Annotated in this window: 31 protein-coding genes, 5 tRNA genes and 1 pseudogene; 28 read left to right on the forward strand and 9 right to left on the reverse strand. The window is 37.1% G+C overall.

From position 1 onward, the window contains the following. The first annotated feature begins 3 nt into the window (after positions 1 to 3). The gene (locus tag A3835_08495; GenBank protein ORI06397.1) at positions 4 to 1,287 is read left to right on the forward strand and encodes a C4-dicarboxylate ABC transporter permease; all 1,284 of its coding nucleotides are present in this window, start codon (positions 4 to 6) and stop codon (positions 1,285 to 1,287) included. A 25-nt stretch (positions 1,288 to 1,312) separates the two neighbouring features. Here A3835_08495 and A3835_08500 read toward each other — a convergent pair whose 3' ends face one another. The 4 genes from A3835_08500 to A3835_08515 all read right to left on the reverse strand — a co-directional run bounded on the left by A3835_08500 (position 1,313) and on the right by A3835_08515 (position 6,134). Next, the gene (locus tag A3835_08500) at positions 1,313 to 2,365 is read right to left on the reverse strand and encodes a diguanylate cyclase (protein ORI06398.1); all 1,053 of its coding nucleotides are present in this window, start codon (positions 2,363 to 2,365) and stop codon (positions 1,313 to 1,315) included. Then, positions 2,358 to 3,455 carry a diguanylate cyclase gene (locus tag A3835_08505; GenBank protein ORI06399.1) on the reverse strand — a complete coding sequence of 366 codons (1,098 nt, stop codon included), beginning with the start codon at positions 3,453 to 3,455 and terminating at the stop codon, positions 2,358 to 2,360. Before A3835_08505 ends, A3835_08500 begins: the two co-directional genes overlap by 8 nt. A gap of 197 nt (positions 3,456 to 3,652) precedes the next feature. Further along, on the reverse strand, positions 3,653 to 5,497 hold the full coding sequence (locus A3835_08510; protein ORI06400.1) for a mechanosensitive ion channel protein: 1,845 nt from the start codon (positions 5,495 to 5,497) through the stop codon (positions 3,653 to 3,655). Next, positions 5,490 to 6,134: a carbonic anhydrase gene (locus tag A3835_08515; protein ID ORI06401.1), complete on the reverse strand. Its 645-nt coding sequence runs from the start codon at positions 6,132 to 6,134 to the stop codon at positions 5,490 to 5,492. The genes A3835_08510 and A3835_08515 overlap by 8 nt, the downstream gene beginning before the upstream one ends. Before the next feature lie 170 nt (positions 6,135 to 6,304). Here A3835_08515 and A3835_08520 point away from each other — a divergent pair, with 170 nt between their 5' ends. The 5 genes from A3835_08520 (at position 6,305) to frr (ending at position 9,284) form a co-directional block, all read left to right on the forward strand. Next, positions 6,305 to 7,003 carry a hypothetical protein gene (locus tag A3835_08520; protein ID ORI06402.1) on the forward strand — a complete coding sequence of 233 codons (699 nt, stop codon included), beginning with the start codon at positions 6,305 to 6,307 and terminating at the stop codon, positions 7,001 to 7,003. Then, positions 6,990 to 7,379 (forward strand): thiamine-phosphate pyrophosphorylase, encoded by a 390-nt coding sequence (locus A3835_08525; protein ORI06403.1) that lies wholly within the window; start codon positions 6,990 to 6,992, stop codon positions 7,377 to 7,379. The genes A3835_08520 and A3835_08525 overlap by 14 nt, the downstream gene beginning before the upstream one ends. Positions 7,380 to 7,445: 66 nt before the next feature. Next, entirely contained in the window at positions 7,446 to 7,775 is a 330-nt protein-coding gene (locus A3835_08530; protein ID ORI06404.1) for a preprotein translocase subunit SecG, read from the forward strand. 2 nt (positions 7,776 to 7,777) lie between these two features. Beyond that, positions 7,778 to 8,737 carry a polysaccharide deacetylase gene (locus A3835_08535; GenBank protein ID ORI06405.1) on the forward strand — a complete coding sequence of 320 codons (960 nt, stop codon included), beginning with the start codon at positions 7,778 to 7,780 and terminating at the stop codon, positions 8,735 to 8,737. Further along, positions 8,727 to 9,284 (forward strand): ribosome recycling factor, encoded by a 558-nt coding sequence (gene frr, locus A3835_08540; GenBank protein ORI06406.1) that lies wholly within the window; start codon positions 8,727 to 8,729, stop codon positions 9,282 to 9,284. Before A3835_08535 ends, frr begins: the two co-directional genes overlap by 11 nt. A gap of 493 nt (positions 9,285 to 9,777) precedes the next feature. Here the strand turns inward: frr and A3835_08545 are convergent. From A3835_08545 to A3835_08560, 4 genes are all read right to left on the reverse strand, one after another. Continuing rightward, positions 9,778 to 9,867, reverse strand: a tRNA-Ser gene (locus A3835_08545). 247 nt (positions 9,868 to 10,114) lie between these two features. Next, positions 10,115 to 10,188 (reverse strand) — tRNA-Cys (locus tag A3835_08550). Between the two features lie 6 nt (positions 10,189 to 10,194). Next, positions 10,195 to 10,281 (reverse strand) — tRNA-Leu (locus A3835_08555). 8 nt (positions 10,282 to 10,289) lie between these two features. After that, positions 10,290 to 10,364 (reverse strand) — tRNA-Gly (locus tag A3835_08560). Between the two features lie 106 nt (positions 10,365 to 10,470). On the opposite strand from A3835_08560, the gene A3835_08565 reads away from it, so the two are divergent. The 8 genes and pseudogenes from A3835_08565 to A3835_08600 all read left to right on the forward strand — a co-directional run bounded on the left by A3835_08565 (position 10,471) and on the right by A3835_08600 (position 14,594). Beyond that, positions 10,471 to 10,546, forward strand: a tRNA-Ala gene (locus A3835_08565). 191 nt (positions 10,547 to 10,737) lie between these two features. Then, positions 10,738 to 11,950, forward strand: a pseudogene (locus A3835_08570) (hypothetical protein). After that, complete coding sequence (locus tag A3835_08575; protein ID ORI06407.1) at positions 11,940 to 12,677, forward strand: hypothetical protein; 738 nt, start codon at positions 11,940 to 11,942, stop codon at positions 12,675 to 12,677. The pseudogene A3835_08570 and the gene A3835_08575 overlap by 11 nt, the downstream one beginning before the upstream one ends. Before the next feature lie 146 nt (positions 12,678 to 12,823). Beyond that, positions 12,824 to 13,033: a flagellar biosynthesis protein FlhA gene (locus A3835_08580; protein ID ORI06408.1), complete on the forward strand. Its 210-nt coding sequence runs from the start codon at positions 12,824 to 12,826 to the stop codon at positions 13,031 to 13,033. Further along, positions 13,030 to 13,287, forward strand: coding sequence for a hypothetical protein (locus tag A3835_08585; GenBank protein ID ORI06409.1), 258 nt, complete (start codon positions 13,030 to 13,032; stop codon positions 13,285 to 13,287). The genes A3835_08580 and A3835_08585 overlap by 4 nt, the downstream gene beginning before the upstream one ends. A gap of 3 nt (positions 13,288 to 13,290) precedes the next feature. Then, positions 13,291 to 13,551, forward strand: a complete 261-nt coding sequence (locus A3835_08590) for a hypothetical protein (protein ORI06410.1) — start codon at positions 13,291 to 13,293, stop codon at positions 13,549 to 13,551. 24 nt (positions 13,552 to 13,575) lie between these two features. Continuing rightward, positions 13,576 to 13,785 (forward strand): hypothetical protein, encoded by a 210-nt coding sequence (locus A3835_08595; GenBank protein ORI06411.1) that lies wholly within the window; start codon positions 13,576 to 13,578, stop codon positions 13,783 to 13,785. Between the two features lie 50 nt (positions 13,786 to 13,835). Then, positions 13,836 to 14,594: an aspartate carbamoyltransferase gene (locus A3835_08600; GenBank protein ID ORI06412.1), complete on the forward strand. Its 759-nt coding sequence runs from the start codon at positions 13,836 to 13,838 to the stop codon at positions 14,592 to 14,594. Positions 14,595 to 15,422: 828 nt separating this feature from the next. On the opposite strand, the gene A3835_08605 is transcribed toward A3835_08600, so the two are convergent. Next, complete coding sequence (locus tag A3835_08605) at positions 15,423 to 15,647, reverse strand: acyl carrier protein (GenBank protein ID ORI06413.1); 225 nt, start codon at positions 15,645 to 15,647, stop codon at positions 15,423 to 15,425. Positions 15,648 to 15,791: 144 nt separating this feature from the next. On the opposite strand from A3835_08605, the gene A3835_08610 reads away from it, so the two are divergent. The 14 genes from A3835_08610 to A3835_08675 all read left to right on the forward strand — a co-directional run bounded on the left by A3835_08610 (position 15,792) and on the right by A3835_08675 (position 25,354). Then, complete coding sequence (locus A3835_08610; protein ORI06414.1) at positions 15,792 to 16,142, forward strand: hypothetical protein; 351 nt, start codon at positions 15,792 to 15,794, stop codon at positions 16,140 to 16,142. Beyond that, positions 16,139 to 16,369, forward strand: coding sequence for a hypothetical protein (locus A3835_08615; protein ID ORI06415.1), 231 nt, complete (start codon positions 16,139 to 16,141; stop codon positions 16,367 to 16,369). Before A3835_08610 ends, A3835_08615 begins: the two co-directional genes overlap by 4 nt. Further along, positions 16,359 to 16,697 carry a hypothetical protein gene (locus A3835_08620; protein ID ORI06416.1) on the forward strand — a complete coding sequence of 113 codons (339 nt, stop codon included), beginning with the start codon at positions 16,359 to 16,361 and terminating at the stop codon, positions 16,695 to 16,697. Before A3835_08615 ends, A3835_08620 begins: the two co-directional genes overlap by 11 nt. A gap of 276 nt (positions 16,698 to 16,973) precedes the next feature. Next, positions 16,974 to 17,159, forward strand: a complete 186-nt coding sequence (locus A3835_08625) for an HrcA family transcriptional regulator (protein ORI06425.1) — start codon at positions 16,974 to 16,976, stop codon at positions 17,157 to 17,159. Positions 17,160 to 17,169: 10 nt separating this feature from the next. Further along, entirely contained in the window at positions 17,170 to 17,676 is a 507-nt protein-coding gene (locus A3835_08630) for a glutamyl-tRNA amidotransferase (GenBank protein ID ORI06417.1), read from the forward strand. A gap of 25 nt (positions 17,677 to 17,701) precedes the next feature. Further along, positions 17,702 to 19,084, forward strand: a complete 1,383-nt coding sequence (locus tag A3835_08635; protein ORI06426.1) for a heat-shock protein Hsp70 — start codon at positions 17,702 to 17,704, stop codon at positions 19,082 to 19,084. A gap of 44 nt (positions 19,085 to 19,128) precedes the next feature. After that, positions 19,129 to 19,353, forward strand: coding sequence for a hypothetical protein (locus tag A3835_08640; GenBank protein ORI06418.1), 225 nt, complete (start codon positions 19,129 to 19,131; stop codon positions 19,351 to 19,353). Further along, positions 19,347 to 19,616, forward strand: a complete 270-nt coding sequence (locus tag A3835_08645; protein ORI06419.1) for a plasmid stabilization protein ParE — start codon at positions 19,347 to 19,349, stop codon at positions 19,614 to 19,616. The genes A3835_08640 and A3835_08645 overlap by 7 nt, the downstream gene beginning before the upstream one ends. Next, the gene (locus tag A3835_08650; protein ID ORI06427.1) at positions 19,613 to 20,626 is read left to right on the forward strand and encodes a cell filamentation protein Fic; all 1,014 of its coding nucleotides are present in this window, start codon (positions 19,613 to 19,615) and stop codon (positions 20,624 to 20,626) included. The genes A3835_08645 and A3835_08650 overlap by 4 nt, the downstream gene beginning before the upstream one ends. Positions 20,627 to 21,196: 570 nt before the next feature. After that, a complete protein-coding gene (locus A3835_08655; protein ID ORI06420.1) occupies positions 21,197 to 22,321 on the forward strand; it encodes a sulfite reductase in 1,125 nt (374 codons plus the stop codon). 71 nt (positions 22,322 to 22,392) lie between these two features. Continuing rightward, on the forward strand, positions 22,393 to 23,415 hold the full coding sequence (locus tag A3835_08660; protein ID ORI06421.1) for a ribonucleotide-diphosphate reductase subunit beta: 1,023 nt from the start codon (positions 22,393 to 22,395) through the stop codon (positions 23,413 to 23,415). Continuing rightward, positions 23,405 to 23,893: a hypothetical protein gene (locus tag A3835_08665; protein ORI06422.1), complete on the forward strand. Its 489-nt coding sequence runs from the start codon at positions 23,405 to 23,407 to the stop codon at positions 23,891 to 23,893. The genes A3835_08660 and A3835_08665 overlap by 11 nt, the downstream gene beginning before the upstream one ends. Continuing rightward, positions 23,894 to 24,661 (forward strand): nitrilase, encoded by a 768-nt coding sequence (locus A3835_08670; GenBank protein ORI06423.1) that lies wholly within the window; start codon positions 23,894 to 23,896, stop codon positions 24,659 to 24,661. It abuts the gene before it with no gap. A 60-nt stretch (positions 24,662 to 24,721) separates the two neighbouring features. After that, a complete protein-coding gene (locus A3835_08675) occupies positions 24,722 to 25,354 on the forward strand; it encodes a protein-L-isoaspartate O-methyltransferase (GenBank protein ID ORI06424.1) in 633 nt (210 codons plus the stop codon). Positions 25,355 to 25,359: the final 5 nt, after the last annotated feature.

The raw sequence follows: 25,359 nt of genomic DNA on the forward strand, positions 1-25,359 counted from the left end.
AAGATGACAATAGCATTTTTATTTATCCTACTTTTTGCACTGATGCTAATAGGCGTGCCAGTGGCGGTTTCGCTGGGAACTAGTACGGTTTTGACGATGATATTTTTTACAGATATCGACGTCGCTACGATCCCGCAGCTAATTTTTGATGGTATCAATAAATTTTCGCTAATGGCGATCCCGATGTTTATCTTGGCTGGAAATTTACTAAGTAAAGGTGGCTCAGCAAGACGTATCATCGACTTTGCAAAGTCTATGGTCGGACACTTGCCAGGTGGCTTGCCTATGAGTGCGATATTTGCCTGCATCATCTTTGCTGCAGTCTCTGGAAGCTCGCCTGCGACGGTTGTGGCTATTGGCTCAATTATGTTTGTGGCGATAAAAGAGGCTGGCTATCCAAAAGAGTACGCAGTGGGCGGCATAACTACGGCTGGCTCGCTTGGAATTTTGATCCCGCCTTCAGTTGTTATGATAGTTTACGGCGTAACAGCAGAGGTAAGTATCGGCAAGCTCTTTATGGCTGGCGTCATACCTGGTCTTATGCTTGGCGCATTTATGCTTGTTCAAACTTATGTTGGCGCAAAAAAACTTGGCTTTAAAGCAACTAAGGCTGAGCCATTTAAAGTAAGAGTGCAGAAATTTGCCAAAGCATTTTGGGCGCTTTTAATCGTTGTTGTGGTTATTGGCGGAATTTATGGAGGTATTTTCACTCCGACAGAAGCTGCTGCAGCAAGTGCGGTCTATGCGCTATTTATCTCGCTTTTCATATATAGAGATATAAAAGTAAAAGATCTTTGGGATATCTGCCTAGACTCGGCTCTTACAACAGCTATGATATTTTTCATCATCGCAAACGCTGTTGTTTTTGCATATTTGCTAACTAGCGAGCAGATCCCTCAAGCAATCGCTTCGATGATACTTGACGCAAATATCGGCATGATAGGATTTTTGATATTTGTAAATATCTTGCTATTTATCATGGGTCAGTTTATGGAGCCTTCAAGCGTTATCATGATCATGGTGCCACTCTTGCTTCCGATAGCTACACAGCTTGGTGTTGATCCTATTCACTTTGGTATCATCTTGGTTGTAAATATGGAGATAGGTATGGTGACTCCGCCTGTTGGACTAAATTTATTTGTCGCAAGCGGTCTTACAAATATGAACTTAAAAGAGGTCATCATGGCGTGCTTGCCGTGGACGCTGACCTTGTTCTTTGGCCTTATCTTGGTTACTTATATACCACAAATTTCTCTTTGGTTGCCAAACATGATGTATGGACATTAAAATTTAGAGGCTCTTGCCTCTAAATTTATGCTTTTGGGTCGTAATCCGCACTCATAACGATATTTTTACCACTTCGCTTACCAGCATAAAGTAGATTATCAGCTTGTTTTATCATCTTTTCTAAGCTAAATTCTCCCGTACCATCATGAGCAACTACTCCAAAAGTCATAGTTGCGTTGATCTTTATATTTTCAAACTCAACTATATTTTTACTCAAAGTCTCTCTAACACGCTCTACGATACTTACAGCTGCATCTTTTTTTACGCCCAAGACGACTGCTAAAAATTCTTCTCCACCAAATCTAGCTACTCTATCTTTATCTCTAAATGTGTTTTTAAATATGCCTGATAAGCTTTTTAAAACAGCATCTCCTGCGCCGTGTCCATAAGTGTCATTTATTTTTTTAAAGTTATCAATATCGCACATAACGATAGCAAAGTCCCTATTTTTATATAGATCGTTTTGGCTTAAAATTTTCTGCATCGAAGTACGATTTAAAAGTCCTGTTAATGGATCGTGATTTAAGATATTTTCAGCCATCTCTTTTTCCTCTAAGATGCTTAAAAATATAAATAAATTTGAGCTCTCCAAAAGGTACGAAACAATAACCGAAAATACACAAACTATACTTAAGTTAAAAACAAAAAGTAGATCTTTAAAGCCTTCAAAATCTTTTACAGGCTGGCCATCTAAATATACATAGCAGGCTATGGATAAAATTATTTGCACTGCAACTATTATGTAGTTAAAAAATTTGTAGGTAAATGAAGTAAAAAACAGTATTAGTGACGACGCTAAAAACAATAATCCAAAACCGTATCCCCATCCAAGTATTAGCATACAAACTAATGCATGAAATAAAATTTCAAGCTGGACTATTACCATTGTTATCTTGTTATTTTCAGGGCTATCGTAAATAAGCCTTAAAAGAAAAAGATAGGTTGCTACTGAAAATACATTCGTAACTGCTAGAATTTCTTCTTTCATAAATAAAAAAATAAAAAAATAACAGACGTGAGTTAATAATATTGAAAATATGATAAGTTTTTGGGTCGTATAGAGTGAAATTCTACGCATCCGAGCCCTTTTTTAAAATTTCTAATTCGATACGGTCTTTGCCATTTTGCTTGCCTTCATAAAGCAGCTTGTCTACCAAAGTTATGGCTTGCTCAAAATCCACCTCAGTACCATTTGCACATATTAGCATGCCAAAGGTCATAGTAACTGGAGTTTTATCTGGAAGTTTTGCGTTGTTTATCTGTTTTTTAAGCCTTTTGCTCACTTCGTGGATAAATTCTATCTTTGTATCGGGCAAGATTATCAAAAATTCTTCTCCGCCCCAGCGGCAAACATAATCTCTACCTCTAAATGATTTCTTCAAAGCACTGGCTACATCTTTTAAGACCTCATCGCCACAGTCATGCCCATATGTATCGTTTATTTTTTTAAAATTATCAATATCGCCTAACATTATGACTAAATTTGTATTACCGCTTCTTTCATTGTTAGCAACTAGTTCAAATCTTAAAGTTTTTTCTATTGTTCTTCTATTTAAAAGACCAGTTAAAAAATCATGTTTTGAGTCCTTTTCAAGCTCTTCCGTCTCTTTTCTTATTTGCTGATATCCACTAGAAGTGATAATATCTGCAAACATTGAAAGTCTTAAAACAATAAAAAAAGCAAAAACAATACTGCACACGACTATCACCCCTCGTATAGCTGATGGGATCAGCGGCGCCTCATCTTTATGAATAAAATAAAGAAGTATAAGCAAGATTAATTCTAAAAATGCCATTATATAAGTAAGACTCTTTGAATCAAACGCTAGAAAGTAGTTTATAAAAATTACACCAACGAGTATTATCCAAATTCCAGTATTCCAACCCATAGTAGTAACAATAATAGTAACAAGTAATATAATATTTAGGTGAAATGCAAGGGATATTAATACTCTATATTTTATGTCAAATTTTATTCTAAGCAATATTCCAGCTGCTATAAATAATAAGCACATAAAAAGTAGTGGTGTAGCTATGATCATAAAAAGCAACAAAGATAGTGCATTTGCAGCTATCATAACGTCTAATATCGTTTTATAGATATCATCGATCGCTTTATAACTACTTTGATCTACAAAATCGTGTGTCAAACAAAACTCCCTGTAAATTTATTCCATTAAATTTCATTAAGTCATTCTAATAAGAGTCGTAACTATCCTCATCCTCGTCGCTATCTTCGTAGTTGTAGTCATTTTCATCGTAATTATAGTCATAACTATCGCTACTATCGCCCTCATCGTCATTAAATTCAGAGTAGCCTTCTTCTACTTCTTCATAATCAAAATCATCACTCATTGTTTTCTCCTTAAATTTTATCTTTGACACTTTCAATATACAAGCTTTGGCTTGGGAATGCGAAATTTAGACCATTTTGCTTTAAAATATCCATAATCTTTAGCATTACATCTTGTTTGACATCTAAAAATTCTCCCCAAACGATAGTCTTTGCAAAACAATAAACTAAGATATTTATTGAGCTATCTGCAAAATCATCAACCACGACAAATAAATTTGACTTATATCCAGCGTAGTCATCAACTGAGACTATGTTTTGTCTATATTTTAGTCCTCTTTTATTAGCCGCGATATCTTCGCTTTTAGCGATATCTGGGTGATTTATCAGCATATTTTTGATGTCATTTACACATTTTTTGATCTCTTCTGTAGTTGGTCCATACTCGATGCCAATAACCATTCTTATGCGTCTGCCGACCTTTCTTCTGGTCCAGTTTCTAACAGGATCGCTCGCTAGCTTTGAGTTTGGCACGAAGATAAGGGCGTTATCAAAGCTTCTAACTGTTGTTTTTCTAAATCCTATCTCAACGACCGTGCCCTCGATGTCGCCACAAACTATCCAGTCGCCTTGTGAAAATGAGTTGTCAAAGAGCATCATAACAGATGCAAAGAAGTTTGCGATGATGTCTTTAGCAGCGAAGGCAACAGCAAGACCACCGATACCAAGTGAGGCGATGAGTGCTGAGATATCAAAGCCAAGCTTTTGAAGGATCAGTAAAAGTGTGATGATTAGCACGATCACGTAGATCACTTTTAGCGCTAGGTTTATCACCTCTTTACGCTTGCTTTTTTGCGCGATCTTGTCGAGTATAGCGATGCCGTAGCCATTTAGTATGGTTAGGACAAGCCATGAAAATGCGACTATATAGATGATAGAAAAGATGTTTGCTACCGTTAGAGGCACTGGCACTGGATAAAATCCAATGCCGATACAGATGTTTAGCGCATAGATGATAAGAAGTGCTGAGATCGGCTTTTTGATGATATCAACGATCTGATTTTTAACCTCTTTTACCCCTTCGCCTGAAGCGACGAGTGACATCACCCAGTAGGTGAGCTTGGCTAAAATTCTAGTTAGCGAGACGAAAAATAAAAATATCGCAACGATAACAACGATCTTGCCGATGTTAAATTTGCTTGAATTTATGGCTGTTGTTTTGTTTATATATTCGACTGCATCGACTAAATTTAGCTCAGACAAGAGCATGCTTGAGCTTAGAAGATCGGCGTTATTTTTAAGATAGATTAAAATTTCTTCTTCACTCTCTTTTTTCAGCTCAAGGTCAAAAAAGGCGCTGTCGTAAGAGCCTGAAGTGTCATTTAGTGAGTCTTTTAGATCTTTTATACTTACATAAGAATTTGTCTGTAAATTTAAAAGTCCATTATCTATCACATCTCTTATGGAATTTGCTTTAGCACCCTTTTTAAAGATCTCTTCAAGGCTAATAAGCGCTGAGTAGTAAGCGTAATCAACCTTCATCTTCTCAAGCTCTATAGCACTTTGGATGTAGGCATCCTTGTTTGACTGCTTCTCAAGTCTTGCGACCTTTTTTTCTAGTGCCTCTTTTTGCAGGTTGTATTTATTGATATCGCTTTGTGTAACTTCGATCTGCATAACATAGGTCGGAATTTTCTCTAAAAGAGCGTTCTTTTTATTTTGAAGAGTGATCAAATTTGAGTTATCGATCTTTGAAGCGTTTAGGTCTTTTTGCTGAGATTTTATGATGTTTATCTGGCTGTTTAGGGTTTGAATTTGATTTGTTATGCTGATGATATCGTCTTCTTGCGTTACGTTGTTATCAGCGCCAAAAAGAGTTATGAAAGAAAGCAGGATGATGGTTAGAAATTTACGCATTTTCGCCTCTTTTGTCCGCTAGAAGTTTAAACGTGCCCTCTTTTAAATCGTAACTGAAAATTTCACCAGTCTCGATGATATAGTGCCAGCCATAAATTTGAAGCTTACCACTTTCATACTCCTCTTTTACATTTGGATAAGTCATTATGTTTTCGATCGAGTTTATCACGTTTAGCCTCTCGGTTAGCCATGCCATTTTGGCTGGATCATCGCTTGTAAATTTAAGCACTTCTCGCTTGATCGGCTCTATTAGCTTTATCCAATTTCTAACATTTGGCGTAGTTTTGAGCTTTTTTTCATCCATATAAAGCGCTGCGCATCCACCACAATCAGAGTGTCCGCAAATAATGATATTTTTGATATTTAAAAGCTCTAATGCATATTCGATAGCCGAAGTCGTTGCCAAAAATTCCTCGCTCACTCTATAAGGTGGCACAATATTTGCGATATTTCGTACCATAAAAAGCTCGCCTGGAAGGCAGTTTGTTATCAAATTCGGTACCACTCTTGAATCAACACAGGATATAAAAAGAGTATGCGGGTCTTGTCTATTTTGTAGACTTTTAAAGAGCTCTTCATGCTCCAAAAAGCCATCTTCCATAAATTTTACCGCACCTTCAAGTAGCGAGTCATCCATAAAAATTTATCTCCATTTTTTATATTTTTACGCGATTATAGCAACTTTTATTTAATCTAAAAAATACTTTAATATATAAATTTTTAACTAATATAATTTGTTAAAATTCTTTTTATTCATTGTTTAATTATTTTAGGCTAAACTCATTCAAAAATTCATAAGGAGATAAAATGAGTCTGTATGATAGGAACTACGCAAAACAAAATCAAGAAGAACTTGCGTACTCTCAAAGCTCACTAAGCACTTTTATAAAACAAACTTATCAACTTTTTGCAGCATCACTACTTTCAGCAACAGCTGGCACCTATGTAGGTATTAGCATTGCTGGCGTTTTTGCGGCAAATAGATTTTTGTTTTGGGGACTTGTTATAGTCGAGTTTGCACTACTTTTTGGCTTAATGGCAGCTAAACGTAAAGAGGGATTAAATTTAATACTTCTATTTGCATTTACTTTTATAAGTGGCCTTACGCTAACTCCGCTACTTTCAGCAATCCTTGCCATGCCAAGTGGAGCTGGTATAGTAGCTCAAGCATTTGGACTAACAACAGTTGCTTTTGGTGCGTTAAGTGTCTTTGCAATGAATACAAAACGTGACTTTACAACAATGGGTAAAATGTTGTTCATAACCTTAATTGTTATAGTTGCAGCAGCTATTATCAATATTTTCGTTAAAAGTACAATGTTTCAACTTGTAATCGCAAGTATTTCATCGATCTTATTTAGCGCATATATACTTTTTGATACGCAAAATATTATCCGTGGAAACTACGAAACACCAGTTGAAGGCGCAGTTGCTTTGTATCTTGATTTTGTAAATCTATTTACATCATTACTACAAATTTTAGGAATTTTTAATAGAAACGACTAAAGATGAGCGCATCTACCGAGTAATAGATGCGAATCTAAATAGGCTAAAAGAAGGGCTGCGCGTTGTTGAAGATATAAAAAGATATGTCTTTGATGACGCTAAGCTCGCCTACAAAATAAAATCCCTCCGCCACAAGGCAAAGATCCCGCAAAAAGATTTTTTAAAATTTAGAAATTCTCAAAACGACGTTTTAAAAACTAGCACAAAAAGCGAGCAAGAAAGATCAAATTTAGACGAGATAATCACTGCAAATTTCAAGCGCGCCCAGGAAAGCGCTCGCGTGCTTGAAGAGTGCTTTAAGCTCATAAATTTAGAACAAGCCGAGCTTTTTAAAAGCATAAGATACGAGCTTTATGAGATTGAAAAAGAACTTTAACTAAAAATTTAAATCTTTTCTTGTATAATCGCAATCAATTATTTTTAAAAATTTAAAGGAAATTTCGTGAGTTTAATATTTTTGATCTTACAGTTTGCTCTAGCTGTCATCATAACTATCGCTGTTTTACTTCAAAAAAGCTCATCTATCGGACTTGGGGCATATAGCGGAAGTAACGAGAGTCTTTTTGGAGCAAAAGGACCAGCTGGATTTTTAGCTAAATTTACTTTTATCGTAGGTATTTTATTTATCTTAAATACACTTGCACTTGGATACTTCTACAATAAAGATCTAAAACGCTCTATCGTTGATAGCGTCGATAGTAAATCTCTAGTCATACCAAAGTCAAACGACGTACCATCAGCTCCTAGTGCACCACAAACTCCAGCAAAATAACAATGATAAAAACACTTTTAGCGTCATTCTTGACGCTAACATTTGCTTTAGCAGACGCTCATATTTTAGTCTATCATCGCTTTGATGATCCAAGACATACAAGCACTGATATTTCTATTAAAAATTTAAGAGAGCAGTTTGAATATTTCAAAAATAATGGCTATGAAGTCGTTAAGCTCTCAAAGTTAGTTGATGCTGTAAATGCTGGCGAAAGAATACCTGATAACTGGGTTGTCATTACTGTAGATGATGGTTATAAAAGTTTCTATGACAAGGCCCTTAGTGTATTTAAAGAGTATAACTATCCATTTGCGCTAATGCTTTATGTGGAAGCTAGTGCAAATAAATATGGTGATTATTTAGATTTTGATCAGATTAAAGAACTTGAGGCTTATGGCGAGATTGGGTACCATTCGTACGCTCATCCAAGAATGACAAAGCTTAGCGATGAGGCATTAAGAGAGGATTTTCAAAAGGGTGTAGAGACTTTTGAAAAACATATGGGTTATAAGCCAAAATATTTCGCAGTGCCATACGGTGAGATCGATAACAGAGTTGTCTCTTTGGCAAAAGAATTTGGCTTTTTAGCCCTTTTAAATCAAAACTCAGGTGCTGTTTCAGACAAAAGTGATGTTTACGATCTTTATAGAACGCCCGTAATGAACGGTACAAAAATAGCACTAACTTTTAATAGTAAATTCCTAAATGCCCAGTGGATATTTCCAGATAGCTATCCACAAAATAATGCGATCGATAAGCTAATTATCAAAACCGATACAAATGCTAGCGAAGGTAATTTTTTCATGACTGGCTTTAATGGCTTTAAAAAGGTACCTATGACAAATGGTGTTTTTGAGTGTAAATTTAACCCACCTCTCGATAAAAGCAAAGTTTTAATATCACTAAAAGTAGATCATCAACGAAGTACAAAACTTCTAATAAAGGACATCAATGCTAAATAAAATTTACGAAACACAAAAAGAAGGCTGCGAAAAAGCAATAGCTTCATTAAAACGTGACTTTACAACGCTTAGAACGGGCAAGGTAAACATTAATATTGTAGATCATGTAATGGTTGATTATTACGGCTCACCAACTCCGCTCAACCAAGTAGCCACTGTGCTTACAAGCGACGCTTCAACTATCGCTATCACACCTTGGGAAAAGAGCATGATAAAAGCGATCTCTTCAGCTATCCAAGCAGCAAATATCGGCGTCAATCCAAATAGTGATGGTGAGAGTGTCAAGCTATTTTTTCCACCTATGACCGTCGAGCAACGCCAAGAAAATGCAAAACATGCAAAATCAATGGGAGAAAAAGCCAAAGTTAGTATAAGAAACGTAAGAAAAGATGCAAATGATGAAGTCAAAAAGCTTGAAAAAGACAAAGCTATAACTGAGGACGAGAGCAAAAAGGGACAGGATGAGGTTCAAAAGATAACTGACACCTACACTGCAAAAATCGATACTCTTGTAAAAGAAAAAGAAGCCGAGCTTTTAAAAATCTAAAATTTTTAGAAATTTTTCCTTATCTAGCTACTTTTATGTGGCTAGATATTCTCTCAAAATAATATTTCAAAAAAATATTTATCAGCAAGTAGTTTATTTTTTTGTCTGTTGTGCTTTTACCTATTAAATATAAATAGAACCTAGACTACATAAAACATAGCCACCACTTTGTCTTTAAACTATTTTCATGGATTGCTTTAATTTAATTTTTATTTTGGATTCGTCTTAAATTCTTTATTCAACATTATTAATTTTATTTATATTTATACATAGGGGTATGACCTATTATATATTTTGGATGTGCTACTACAAATATTATTTTTAGAATTTAAGATAGCCAAAAATAAAATATAAAAACTCTTAAACTTTCCCTTATCTTACAGTATCTTACTTTAAATAAGAAATTTACTGATATTTTTAGTTCTAGTAAATTTTGGGCTGAATATTTATGGAAATTTTCTTATAGGCATGTATGAATAATAAATTATATAGGTGGCCGGGAGATAGGGATTCGAACCCCAGGAGGCTTTCACACCTCAACGGTTTTCAAGACCGCCGCTTTCGACCGCTCAGCCATCTCCCGAATTAAAGATTTGTGATTATAACTAACTTTGCTTAAAATTTACTATAATCTTTAAAATTTACTCTGTTTTTTCTTTAATATATGTAGCTCCATCATTTATCTTTTCTTTGGTCCATTCTTTAGCATTATGAGTATCTTCTTTTACACCATGCCAAGTATTTGAACAACCAGCTACAAAAAATGCTATACACACTGCTAAAAGTAAATCTCTCACTTGTTATTCCTTTGAGTAGTTATTTTTGAAGTTTGGAGGCGACACCCGGATTCGAACCGGGGATCAAAGCTTTGCAGGCTCATGCCTTACCACTTGGCCATGTCGCCATATCGTGGTGCCCGAGACCGGACTTGAACCGGTACGGTAAAAACTACCGAGGGATTTTAAGTCCCTTGCGTCTACCATTCCGCCACTCGGGCTAAGTTACTGGAGCGGGAAACGAGATTCGAACTCGCGACCCCAACCTTGGCAAGGTTGTGCTCTACCCCTGAGCTATTCCCGCGTTAAAGTTTGCAATATTATCCAAAAGTTGCTTAAAATTTTATTTTACTAAAACGAATTTCAAAATATTGTAAGCCATAAAAAGATAAAATGTCAAAATCCACTTTGGGGTTATAGCTCAGCTGGGAGAGCGCTTGAATGGCATTCAAGAGGTCGGCGGTTCGATCCCGCTTAACTCCACCAACAGACGTTTTCAGGGGTTTTCAAACCTTGTCAAAAAGTATCTTTCAAAGCCTAAATTTAGGGCTTTTATCACTTTTTAAGCTCTCACTCTTTATCATTGCATTTCATCTAATATCACTCTTTTGAGTGTATATCTGAGTGTAAAAAAGTCTTTACACTAACTTTTTACACTCAAAATTAAGGGTTACGAAATGGCAAGCTTTACGAACGATTTGGCACTAAAAAAATTTACACTCAAAAATAAAAATCGTGAGTGGGTAAAAGATGACGGAGTGAAATTTTTATACGTGCTTGCATACAAGACCCAAAAAGAAACCACCAAAACATTTTATTTCAAATATCAAGAGAGCGACGAGAAGCGAACGACAAAGCAAATCAAAATAGGCAAATATCCAAGTATCACGCTAGCAGAAGCAAGAGCGAAAGCTTGGAGCTCGAGAGGCTAAGAGATAGGGGCGAGGACTTACAGACAGCCACAGCCAAGCAAAAGGCTATCACGTTTAAAGATGTAGCCGATGAGTGGATAGACAAAGAGCAGAGCAAAGGGCTAATCGCTTTTAATAAGCAAATCGGACGTATCGAAAAAAATCTAATCCCCTATCTAGGCGATAAAGCCATAACCGAGCTAAAACGCAGGGACTACGCACACGCAATAGAGCAGATACAAGCACGAGAGGCAAAAAGAGGGATAACGCATGAAACATCGTTAAGAACGTTTAGGCTACTTCGTAAGATTTTGGACTTAGCAGTAAATAAAGGCTACATCGAACACAATCCAACAAGGGATATTATCTTTAACGACGCTTTCAAAACCTCAACAAATAACCACTTTAAAGCCATAACAGAACCTAAAAAGCTAAAAGAGCTATTAGAGGTGCAATGCAGGATTATCAAGGCTCGTTTTGCACCAAGCAGGCATTAATATTTGGCGTGCATACCTTTTTACGTAGTGCAAACGTGAGAGGGCTAAAATGGCAATACGTGGATTTTGAGAATAATTTAATCACGTTTCCAGGCGAGGCGATGAAGTTAAGAGAAGTTTTTTATATGCCAATGAGTAAGCAGGTCAAGAAGCTTTTAAAAACAATGCTGGAGCACAAAAGGGGCGATTTTGTTTTTCCTAGTGGCATAAGTGCGGCAAGACCGCTAAGCGATAGCACACTCAACTAGGCGATTAAGCGGTTAGGCTTTGGCGATGAGATGGTATTTCACGGCTTACGCACGACAGCAAGCACGCTACTAAATGAAAACATCAAAAATCACGGCTTTAGTAGCGACGTGATAGAGCTTTGCCTAGACCACAAAGAGCGAAGCAGTGTTAAAGCTATTTACGACCGAAGCCAAAGGCTGGACGAGAGGGCGGAGTTAATGCAATGGTGGAGCGATTATTTAGATGAGTTGTGATCTTAATAAAAAATTTAGTGGTAGCTTTGATCCTATTAACACAGATATTTTAAAAATAATGGGGGTAAAACCCAGCAAAGACAATGAAATATTTGTAACCTTTGTTACTCAAGTAGTTTTTTTATTTTCTTATGACCTAGCCGAGAGAAATAAAGACAAAGTTTTCATAACATACGAAAAATTTATTAGTATCGCACCCTTTTTAAAAGAATTAGAGGATCATTTTACTTTTATCAATAAAAAAATAACAATAGACCAAATTAAGCAAGAAAAAATAATATTATTATCAGAAGCTTTTTATCAATATATTTGCGATGAGGTAAAGCAAAAAGTTACAAAAGCAAAAAGAAAGCCGACAAAAGCCCTAAATCAAGATATTAACCTAATTTTAAAAACAGCTTGTTTCCTTGAAACAAAGACCAACATTAATACCAACATTATTACGGTAAAAGCCAACAAAAGGTTAAATATAGCCCTGGACGTTATTTATGACCTATTAGATGAGTTAGCAAAAACAAAAAGTAGCAATAGGTGCAAAAATATTTTTTTAAAAGAAACAGCATATTTTAAACAAGAAGCCAGCGTTAGCGATATTAAAAAAATTCTACAAGATATAAATAAAACTCATAATTTAAAGCTAGATACATATTTAAAAAATATGATTAACGCACTAGTTGAAGCAAAAAACAACATTGTAAAAATCCTACTTAGTGAAAAACATTTTTAAAAAGTCTATTTTAAGCATTTTTTAAAAACAAGCACGCCTTTTTTATTCTGTAATAATTCTCCCATATCAAATCAATTTAAGCATATCAAGCTTGCAAGCATTCAGGCTTAACCATTTGAGAAAAATTACATATAAAAGGATTAAAAATGCAAAACAAAGCCCTACTAAATTCAAAAGAAACAGCGGAGTTTTTAGGCATAGGAGTATCGACACTTTACAGATACAAGAAATCAAGCGACTTCCCAAAACCTATCATCTACACAAATCAAACTATCCGCTTTAAACGTGATGACCTCGAAGCCTTTATGTATAAAAAGCAAGGCGGAGCGACACCAGAGCAAGGGGGCGAAAGATGAAGCCCCTAAAACCAAAATATGACGATATGAGCGAAGAGGATTTTTATTTAGGCTTTATGCTAATAGTAAAAGAGCGTAACCCTAGCCTATCAAAAGCCATAAGCAACGACGAGATAAGCGAACAAACAAAGCAGGCGTTAGATGTAGCCCTTAGCTTTTACGATACATCTCTACAACTAGCAGGGGACTTAAACAAACTAAAGGGCGAAAACAAAAAGCTAATAGACGGCTTTTTTAAACAGCGAAAAGGGTAAAAAATGAAAATTAGCATTACAACAGCAGGCAAAGGCGGAGCGATAATCGCTATCGAGCCTAAAAAGATAAAAGAATTTACTAGCCATTTAAGAGCTTATGGCGTTTCGAGTGTGAAAGAAGCACCACAAGGGTTAATAAATATGGCTTACGATCTATTTTACATTAACAAAAACCTAAGAAAGCAAGTAAGAGAATTAACGGAGCAAGGATACGACGATGAGAACAAGCAAACACAAAGCAACGATATTGCGACTAATGATTAAACACGGCAGGGTTACTGGTGCTAATTGCTTACATATAGCAACGCAAATCACTACTCAGGCGAGCTTTTCAAAGAGGGGATATTAGACGCCGAAACAATGCACGTCAAAGGGCGAGCAAATTTTAAAGAGTGGTGGATAAAAGACACTCCAGAAGCTAGAGAAAAAGCAAAGCTCTATTTAGAGCCAAGCAAAAAAGAAAGTATTCAAAATCCTAATGCGATTAAAAGTAAATAGTTGAGTAAAAAAGGGTGGAGCAGACAGCCACCCTTTACAAGGTTACGAACGTGGATATTTTAGCAGAAATTGAGAGTATTATCAACCCAGCCGAGAGCGGAATTCACATAGACACGATAAGGGCTACATTTTTCAAAAAAGCTATCATTCAAAAGACCTATACAAAAATGAAGCTTTTAGACTTAATCGCTCGAAAATATGGCAAAAAATGGCTAAAGCTGGATAAGCAGACAGCAAAAACCATCAAGATAGAGCGCCGTTATGAGTTTCGAGATTATGAGATAGTTAATATTTACGTGCTAGGCGACCTACCTATTTTTTACGCTACATTAAAAAACGCAGGCAATGAGCCACAAAAGGCGTTATTTGAAGTTTATGGACTTAGGCAATATAACAAGACACCACCACCGAAAGAGTTAATAGCGGAGCTCCTAGGCGTGGTAAATAACGTTTCATCGCTTGACCTTTGTTTTGATAAGGATAGTCCCTTTAACCTTGAAGCTTTTAAAGATGAGGTTTATTATCATAGCGATACCGCCTATCTCAACAATAACAAAGTGCTAAGCCGCGTGTATTTTTATGACAAAGCAAAAAAGAATAATCTAAACTTGCCTATCTACCGAGCCGAAGCCGTAGTAAGCATAAATCCTAAAAGCAAAGATAACCCCTTGCCTCTCAAGCAAAGGCTAAATTTACAACTCCCTTATGCCCTGGATGAGTTTAAATCCATATTGGATAAGACCACTAAAGAGCAAGGCACGATCAAGCCCTACAAGTCAAAAGATAACAAAAGAGAGCTAAGAGCGTAACCAGCCGAGATTTTGGCTCGTTACCTCAACGCACGGATATTTTTATGCATTAGCCTAAATTTTGGCTTACGTAGCAAAGCCCCTTAAATATGAGCTTTGTCCGTCCCCTTAAAAATAAGGCAACGAGCCGAGCCTCTAAAAATCATCGTTTCCCAAAAAAGAGAAATGATAGCAGCCAAAGGGGTGGATTATATGCTACTCCATAAAAAAATGGGAGCAGTTTTCTCCATTTTTGATGAAAACCCTAGCAATAAAAATGGATTTCAAAAAAAATAAAAACGGCTTTTATCCTTAAGCCAAAACAGCCCTTTTTTTGCTTGCTTAAGGTTTCATAAAAAAGGGTATTGCAAAGCGTTTCACTCTCTACCATTTTTTTGGCTATTTTTACCCTTTTTGTATAAGTCAAAAATCAAAGCCAACACCGAGGGGCTAGAGCTTAGCACGCAAGCCACGCACGAGCGAAAATCACGATTTAAGAAAACGAACGTATAATGTGCCCTTGTAAAACTACCCTACAATGACCTTTTTGTTACAAAAAATCTCCCCTTTTCCTTAAGTGAAAAAATTAATTATCAAGGGGGCTGAAAATAATCGCGGTCGCGGTTAAAAAAATCAGGGGTCGGCGGTTAAAAAAACGAGCAAAATAAGCACTAGAAAGAGCGTAAAAGCCCTATTCTAAGCGTAATTTTGAGCTGGGGGAATTAAACACCGGTAGCTTTTAAATGATGTCACAGCTGACACCCTAGGGGGCGTCTGTGACACCCCTATCGGTAACACGTGTAACGTTACATGTAACGGACGAAAAAAGTCGCTCGTTACAAAATGATATTAATCCTCTTTGCTTTCAGTGTAAGGCTTAACTACCTCAACGATTTTATCCATATCAAGCGATTTAATGTAGTTTTCAAGCCAGCTTTTTACCCAATACGGATAACCTCGCCCATTAGTCCCCCAACTATTTACGCCCTGATAGCTTGTTTCTAAAATTTCAGCTAATTGTTTTTTATTAAGCCCTGCACGTTTCATAAACTCGTTAAATTCTTCTCTATCCATTTTAACCCTTTAAAAAGTATGCGTTAGCATATTAAATAACTAATTAAAAAATGCTTATGTATATTTTATTAAGTTTATTTTAAAGTGCATAAGCATATAATTTCTAAAATATTTTAATGCTAGTGCATATTTAAAGGAGAACAAATGTTAATTTTAACCAACCCAAACCAAACACCAAGCAAGGAGAAATATAACAAGCTCATAAAAATGACAGCTGGCAACGTAGAGCTAACCGATGAGGTGCTCTATTGTGTAGGATATGACGTTTATTGTAGCAACATAGTAGCCCTAAAAGAGATAGAGAGCAAGCAGGAGACTATCCGAGAGCTAAAAGCAAAGGTAACCGAGCTAAGCAACGAGCTAAAGCAAAAAAGCGAAAAGTTAGGGGAAATGGTAAGCGACTATGTAACAGCACTTGACGAAATCGATGAGCTAAAAAGAGAGAATGAGGAGCTAAAAAGTAAATTAGCATTATTAAAAAGGAGCAAAAAATGAAAGTAATTTTTGAGGAACTAAACAACAAATTTGACTTAGTCAATGAGATACCGCCGTTATTAAACCAAGTATCAACATTAATGCTAGCTTTAAATGTTAGCGAGCAAGATGAGTTAATTAATGAAAAAAGCAGGCTATCGGCTAGCTTTTTGTTAAGCAACATTCTTGACGACGTAGCCGAGGCAATAATCAAATATTATGAACAAGGGGCAAAAGATGAGAGTTAGAACATACGTAAAATTATACGAGCTTGAAAAAGCTCGTAACTTTGATGAGATAATAAGCACACTAGAGCAAAGCCAGGACGTTAGCAGAGATGAAGCCGTTTATCAAGCAGGTGCTAAGGCGTGGCTATTCGTAGATTATTACATTAACGAGCTAAGGCACGCAGAAGCACAAGTAAAGCACTTGAAAAGACAGCTTGACCGCCTAAGCCCTGGCGATAAAAGCAAAGAGAACTTTAACAAAAATAATCCCTTAGAAGCCAAAGGGATTTTTAAATGGCACAAGCCCTTAAAAGGTGCGAGCTTGCAAAACGATATGCAGGCAAGCTAATCATAATCTAAAGGGGCAAGGCTAGCCCCTAACCTCATCACTCCACGAGAGGTTAAACAGCCTTTTTCATAAAATACTGAAAAAATCAAAAAGGCTAAATCGATGCTACCAAAAGAGTTAAACACGCTAGAAACCTTTTTTAAAGTCCTTGATAAGTTTTACCCAGACTGGGAGAAGCGAGCAGATGATTATTATTTAACCGAAATAGCCTTTTTAATCCTAAAAGTGTTTAATAGCCCTTACACGGACGAAACTATTATTAACAATTTGAGAGTTATGAAAGTGAGTAAATACGATAAAGAGCTAGCCAAAATTTACGCTTTGCCACTAGAGGCTTACAAGTGGATTATGACAAATAGAATGAAGCCAGACAGAGCAAAGGCGAGCGTAAAACGATATGTAAAAAACGTGACACAAAGAAACAACGAAAAGCTTTCGCAAATGCAAAAAAACGATGTATAAAGGAGCAACAATGGCAAAAATAACAGACAAGATTAGAGAAAAAATATTAGCCGATTTTCATACGGGATTTTTTTCGATTAGGCAAATAGCAGATAGAGCAGGAGTTAGCCACGTGGCAGTCCATAAAATAGTCAAGGGCTTAACACCAAAATTTAAAGAAAAAATTAACGCAGAAGTAGCCTTTAAAACGGAGTTAGCAGACGAAAATTTACAACAAATTAACAGCGTAAACGAGGTAATAAGTGAGGCTACAAAACACCTCATCTTTTTTCAAAACGCAGCATTAACAAATCAAAAAAGAGCCAACGAAATGCTAAAAAATGCCAAAACAATAGGCGATATTGAAGCTCACAGCAGGATAACAGCAAGAAATAAAGAAACCATACTAGGCAAAGAGCCACAAACGATTATTAACAATAACAATACACAGCAAAACCAAAAGCCAGAGCTAGACTTATCAGGGTTAAGCAATGATGAACTCGAAACACTTGACGCAATACTCTCAAAAGCAAATTAAAAACGAGCTGGCAAGGCGTAGCCTAATTCGTTTTGTAACCGAGATCAACCCAAGCTACCAGGTCGGCTGGTTTAACAAAGAAATTGCAGATAAGCTGGAGCGATTTTATCTCAACGTAATGGAGGGTAATCAACCTCGCCTAATGATATTTGCACCGCCTAGAAGTGGTAAAAGTGAGTTATTTAGTAGGGCTTTTCCAGCGTGGGCTTTTGGCAAAAATCCAAATTTGCAAATAATAGCCAGCTCATACTCGAGCGATTTAAGCACAAGAATGAATAGGGACGTGCAGCGTATTATGATGAGTGAAAAATATGAGGAAATTTTCCCAGAAACAAAACTAAACTCCAAACGTGTCGTAACCGCAACCCAAAACGCCCTTAGAAATAGTGAAATATTTGAGATCGTAGGACACACGGGCGCGTATAGGAGTGCTGGCGTAGGCGGAGGTATTACGGGCATGGGTGCAGATATTTCCATTATTGATGACCCTATTAAGGACGCAGCAGAAGCAAATAGCGCAACTTTTAGGGATAGAGTGTGGGACTGGTATGTTACAACCCTTTACACAAGGCTAAGCCCTAAGAGTGGCATATTATTAGGCATGACAAGGTGGCATGAGGACGATTTAGCAGGGCGATTAATCCAAGAAGCTCAAAAAGAGGGCGACAAATGGGAAATTTTATCTTTTCCAGCAATAGCCGAACACGACGAGGAGCACCGAAAAGAGGGAGAAGCATTACACCCAGAAAGATACGACCTAAGCAGACTATTAAAAATAAAAAGTGCCTTAGGCTCTTATGCGTGGAACGCCCTTTATCAACAGCACCCAAGCACTAAGGGCGGAGATATTATACAAGGGGCGTGGTTTGGTCGTTATGATGTAGCACCAAGGATTAAGCGTGTAGGCGTTTTTATGGATACAGCCCAAAAGACTGGCGAACAAAACGATTACAGCGTTTTATTATTAGCTGGCTTAGGATATGACAACGCCATTTATCTACTAGACCTAAAACGTGGCAAATGGGACGCAGTAGAGCTTGAAAATACTACTAAAGATTTTTTTGCCAAGCATAAATCAACATATAACGGACTAATGTTTTACATAGAGGACAAGTCAAGTGGAACAGGGCTAATACAAAAGATAAAACGTGAAAATAATATCCCAGTAAGAGCCGTAACACCACAAAAGGATAAATACACTAGAGTTTTAGACGTTGTAGGCTACATTGAGAGCGGATATGTAAATTTGCCTAGTGTCGCAACGTGGGTTAGTGATTTTGTGGATGAGTGCGAAAAATTTACCGCCGACAATAGCCACTTACACGACGACCAAGTCGATACGCTTACAATGGCAATTAGTGAGTTTAAAAATAAGCCTAGTGGTATTTGGGGGCATATTTCAGACTAAATTTTAACAATACAAGCTAAAATAATCAAAAGAAAGGGTTACAAATGCAGACATTAACAATACGGACAGATAACGCCGATTTCATAGAAAAAGCAAGAGAGATATTAATAACGCTAGCTAAATTTGACGGCGTGAAGCTAAACCTAAGCGATGAGGTTAAATATCAATCGCGCTTTAGCGATTATGAAGCGGACGTTGAGGCTATCAGACGTGGAGAGCTTGAAACCTATCCACTAGAAACGTTAAAAGCCGAGATGGAAAAATGGTAATTAGACGCACAGCACGCTTTAACCTGGAATTAAAAGCAGTGTTTGATTTTATCGCAAAAGATAATCCAAACAGGGCGCAGGGTTTCATCAGCAAGTTACTAGACGCCGTAGAGCTTTTGAGCGACAATCCACGACTAGGACGAGCGATAACGGACGACAAAAGAGAGCTAATCGCCAAAGGTTATGTAATACCCTACTTAATTGACAAAGACGCCATTAAACTTTTAGGCATTTACAAGGCTAACGAGTGGGAAATGCAATGATAGACACTAAAGAGCAAAATTTTATTATTTATTCAACTGGCGACAATAAAGTCAATATTCAAATATTAGCCGATAAAGAGAACGAAACAATATGGCTAAATCAAAAACAAATAGCCGATATTTTTGAGACCAGTAAGCAAAATGTATCATATCACATAAGGAACATTTTAGACGAAAAGGAGCTAGGCTACGCAACTGTAAAAGAAATTTTGACAGTTCAAGCAGAGGGAAGCAGGGAAGTTACAAGAGAAGTCGAACACTACAATCTTGATATGATAATCGCAGTAGGCTATCGTATAAACAGCGTAAAAGCAACACAGTTTAGACAATGGGCTACTAGCACACTAAAAGAATACATAATTAAAGGCTTTGTGCTTGATGATGAGAGGCTAAAACAAGGCAATAACGTATTTAATAAAGACTACTTCAAAGAATTATTAGAACGTATACGAGCCATAAGGGCCAGTGAAAAGTTATTTTATGAAAAAGTTAGGGAGTTATTCGCGCTAAGCGTGGATTATGATAAGACATCACAGACGGCTAAAAATTTCTTTGCTAATATCCAAAATAAACTAGAATATGCAGTAACCAAAAAGACATCGGCGGAGATTATCAAAGAGCGTGCAGACCATACAAAGCCAAATATGGGTTTAACGACTTGGAGCGGAAGCGATAAAGGCAAAGAGCCGATAAAGTCAGATGTCTCTGTAGCTAAAAATTATTTATACGAGAACGAGCTAAACGGACTTAATAGATTAACGGGCATGTTACTTGACTATGCAGAAAATCAAGCAGAGCAAGGCAAAGTAATTCAGATGAAAGATTGGGATATTAAAGTAGATAATTTTTTAATCTTTAACGGATATGAAATTCTAAAAGGCTTTGGTAAATTTAGCGCTGACAATGCAAAAGCTAAAGCAGAATTAGAATATACTAAATTTAAAGAACTAAAGCAAGATGATAGCTTTAAAGACGAAGTAAAACGAATAATTGCTAAAGGCAAAAAATAGAGCCTATGGTAGCGAAGCGTGAAACGTAATAAGGCGGTAATGTTTCACAAAATAACCTTAATTAAGTTTTCGAGCAAAAAAGGGATAAAAAACTACTAATCCTTAAGCCAAAACGACTACTTTAAGCGTCCGAAACTTAAATCATTTAACTTTACAACTTCACAATTCCCTATTTTAGGCACTTATGATAGTTTTGTATTGAAAACTAAACTTTTCATAACCAATAAATCAAACACTTGAAGCTTAAAAAACTAGAGTGTATAAATGAGTGTAAAAATTATTGATTTTAATTTTATTAAAAGTCGATAAATACGAGCTTTAAAACTAAAATCATTTTCTGCTTAACTCCACCATAAATCTAAATACATCTATCATTATTTATACCTTGCTGCAAAAATAGCTTTTTACTAAAAAATAAGACGCCAATATGTAAAAATTTAATAAATAATTGATATTAAGACCCTTATCAACATTAGTAAAAGTTAATAACTAAAAAATAATTTTATAAATTTTTATCTTGCTTTAACAAAAAATAAAATAATATTCGCTATTAAAATTCAAAGGAAAAAAATGTTTTTAAAACGAGGAAAAATCATCTTCAACATCCACCTAATAATTGGGCTAATTGCGGCTATTCCACTAATATTCATGACTCTTTCAGCCCCATTTGCGTCTTATAGAGAAGAGATCAAAAGTGCGATAAATAAAAATTTTATAAACTTAGTTCCTAGCGAAAAAGCAAATTTAAGTTTAAATGAACTCCTAGCTAAATCAAAAAGTGAGATTCAATTTGATACGCTTGAAAGTTTACAAATAGGTGGAGCAAATGAAGCTTATCGTATAAGCATTACAAAGGATAAAAAGCAATTAAATTTCTTTATAGACCCAAGAAGTGGCGAGGTGATCAGCGAAGACTGGGGTGAGAAATTTCGTATCATTATCTTAAGCCTTCATAGAAATTTAGGACTTGCCTTGCTTGATAGTAAAGTACCAGCCAATATCGGCAAACAAATAGTTGCCATTAGCTCTATCATCATGACTCTTCTTGCTATCAGTGGCCTCATCCTCTACGCACCAGCGATCAAGCGAAATTTCTTAAATTCGCTAAAAATTAAACCAAAAGCAAAGGGCTACGCCTGCTTCTACAATCTTCACACCAGCCTTGGCACCTACGTGGCGATCTTGCTTGTGGTGATGTCACTAACTGGACTTTACTGGTCTTATGGCTGGGTCAGAAGCAGCGTAAATAGTATATTTTTCGATCTAAAAACAGCTCCAATGAAAAAAAGTCTACCACAATCAAATTTACTTCCAATAAGTGATGAGAAATTTAAAGAGATCGAGACTGCGGAGCAAATTTTTAAAGATAACGTCACACTAGAGCTAAAATCGCTCACGATAAACGTGCCTGAAAACAACCAAAGCACCTACACTATAAACTACGAAACAAGCGAGAGTCAAGTGGGCAAGCTAAAGCTTGACGCTAGCGCTGGCAAGATCAAAGAAAACAAGCTTGTTAGCAAGTCTGAGAGCATCCCAGAGGCAAAAAAGGCTGGTCGCAAAGTACTTAGTCTACACACCGGTGAGATGTTTGGCGAGATCGGCCAGATCGTCTTTGCCGTATCATGTGTGATCGCAGTTTTACTAATAATAACTGGATTTTTAATGACCATAAAAAGGACCAAGGCACTCTAAATAAAAGTAAATTTTTACCTTGCTTTGGGTAAGATTTTGAGAAATTTTTACTACAAACAAGAGAGAAATTTATGAATAGAAAACGTATCTACAACCCAAGTTCAAATGAAAATTTGACCGACAGAAGAGTCTTTAACGGCAACCCACACGGCATTTTAAATTTCACCAAGGCAAAATACGAGTGGGCGTTAAAGCTTTGGGACCTCATGGAGGCAAATACCTGGTTTCCAAAAGAGGTCGATACTACCGATGATGTGCGCGACTACGCCTACAACCTCACAGAGGCTGAAAAACGCATGTATGATCTAGTTTGGAGCCAGCTCATCTCGATGGATAGCTTTCAGACAAACAACCTAGCTGACAATATCAACCCCTACATCACCGCGCCAGAGATCAACGCCGTGCTAAGCCGCCAAGCCTACGAAGAGGCAAACCACAGCAAGTCTTACGCTGTCATGGTCGAGGCGATCTGCGACAACACTGACCTCATCTACGAGATGGAGAAGCACGACGACGTCTTGCGCGAGAAAAACGACTACATCTCAAGTGTCTACGAGGAGCTTGCAGGCGAAGTGACTGATGAGAAGCTGCTTCTTGCAATGGTTGCCAACCAAATTTTAGAGGGCATCTACTTTTACAGCGGCTTTACAGCGATCTACGCTCTAGCACGTGCTGGCAAGATGCTAGGCTCAGCACAGATGATACGCTTCATCCAACGCGACGAGATCACGCACCTACTTTTGTTTCAAAACATGATAAATTCAGTCCGCAAAGAGAGGCCTGACCTTTTCACACCTGAGACTGAGGCAAAAATTTATGATATGTTTGAAAAAGCTGGAAATTTAGAGATCAAATGGGGCAAATACATCACTCAAAACCAAATAATGGGCTTTACCGACGATATCATCGAGCAGTATATCCACTATCTCATCGACCAGCGCCTAGTTGCGATCGGCCTAAAACGCAAATACAACGTCGCTCATCCGATCAAATGGGTCGATGACTTTGCGAAATTTAACGACCAAAAGTCAAATTTCTTTGAAGCAAAGGTGACAAACTACAGCAAGGGAAGCATCAGCTTTGATGACTTTTAAAAATGGCATCTTAGCCCTTGCCTGCATGCTTTTTATAGGGTGTGCGAGCAGTAGCCAAAGAATAATTGATCAAGCAAATAAAAATAATCTCGAAAATTTCTACGCCTACAAGCTTGTCAAGATAAAAGAGACAAGCCAAGCGGAAGTCTATCAAGAGATGCCAAACGGCGAAATTGCACCAAGTTTCGCGCCACTAGGATCCGTGCTAGGAAATGACGTGATGTTTGGCATAAACAAGCAGTGTGGCTTTGAGCCAAAGGACCTAAAAAAGATAAGAGTAGTTTCGCATGATGAGGCTAGAGGTTTTGGCTTTGAAGTCTGGGTTTTTAATGATCCTCTCTCTCAGAGAGATGATAAAATCACAGCTATAAGCGTTATTTTAAAAGCTACACCAAACATAGGTGGCACGGATATAAACTGCAAAATTCCAAAAGACTGCCATGATGAAAAACCCATAACATTTGTATTTGGAAAATAAATGAGCGAAATTTTAAACCTAATAAGCCTAAATTTAAAGGCAAAAAGTGCTACCGAGCGGCTAGAAGAGCTTGCAAATTTAGTTGAAACGGCGCCTGAAAACTCGCTCCTGCTTGCAAGTGAGCTTTGCATAAGTGGCTATGATTTCGACGGTTTTTTTGCTGGGGCGAACAAAGCGATGCTTGGTGGCATGATAGGTAGCTTTGATGCGATGTTGCTTGAACGCTTGCAAGAGGCGCTTAGCCCAGATAAATTTCTTGGTTTTACACACCTTACTAGCCTAAATAAAAGCGCAGGGCTCGCTCAAATTTCAAATCTAAATCCACACCAACCAAAGATTTATAACGAATTTTTGCTTCTTAACTCAAATAATGTCTTTCATTCACAATTTAAAGCCGAACTTTTTAGGCCAAATTTAGAGCATGAAATTTTTGCCGCCGGTGAGGTGAGCGATATAAATGCCTTTACATTTAAAGGGATAAAGCTTGGCGTGTTAATATGCTTTGAGCTGCGTGATAGTAGACTTTGGGCAAAGCTAAGAGGCTGTGACATCGTCATGGTACCAGCCATGTGGGGTAAGGCCAGAGAAGAAGCATACCTTAGCCTTTGTAAGGCGCTTGCCATTGTAAATAACTGCTACGTCATGATCTCAAGCTCACTTGATCTAGAACGCGCTGGGGTCTTTTTGCCAGATGGCACGCTAGAGCAAAGCGCGGTTTTTGACACAAATTTGATCACACAGGTAAAGAAAAATTTAGGGCTTTTATAAATTTTAAGATAAGCTTTAAATCGTATAATAACGATTTAAAATTTGTTTAGGAAAGAAATTTTGACCCAATTAGAAGCGATAAAATGCCAAAATTTAGCTAGCGACATAGCTGACGAGATCACGCTAAGTCCACTTTTGTTTGACGCAATATCAACAACTGAGCGTGAAATTTTTGTACCCATCACCGCCCATGCTTATAAGCTTGATGCGCAGCCAATACTTGGCAACCAGTGGATCAGCTCGCCACTAACTGTGGCAAAAATGACAATGGCACTAGAATGCGAAAATATGGACAACATCCTAGAAATAGGCTGTGGCAGCGGCTATCAAGCAGCGATCTTAAGCAAGCTTGCGCATAGAATTTTTAGCGTCGAGCGTATAGAAAAGCTAGCCATGGAAGCGAAAAAACGCTTTGAAACGCTAAAAATCAGAAACGTGCACGTAAGATATGATGATGGCAACAACGGTTGGCGAAGCTACGCACCGTTTGATCGTATCTTGCTCTCGGCAGCTGCTGATGAGATCTCACCAAATTTATTTAAGCAGCTTAAAAATGGTGGAATTTTAGTAGCTCCAATGAAAAAAGATGGCAAGCAATTTATCGCTAAATTTAAAAAAGATAAAGATGGAAATTTAGAAAAAGAGTACTTAGATGAGTGCCTTTTTGTGCCACTTCTTGAGGGTAGAGAGTAGCTCAA

The sequence above is a fragment of the Campylobacter concisus genome (assembly GCA_002092835.1).
Classification (GTDB): Bacteria; Campylobacterota; Campylobacteria; order Campylobacterales; family Campylobacteraceae; genus Campylobacter_A; species Campylobacter_A concisus_K.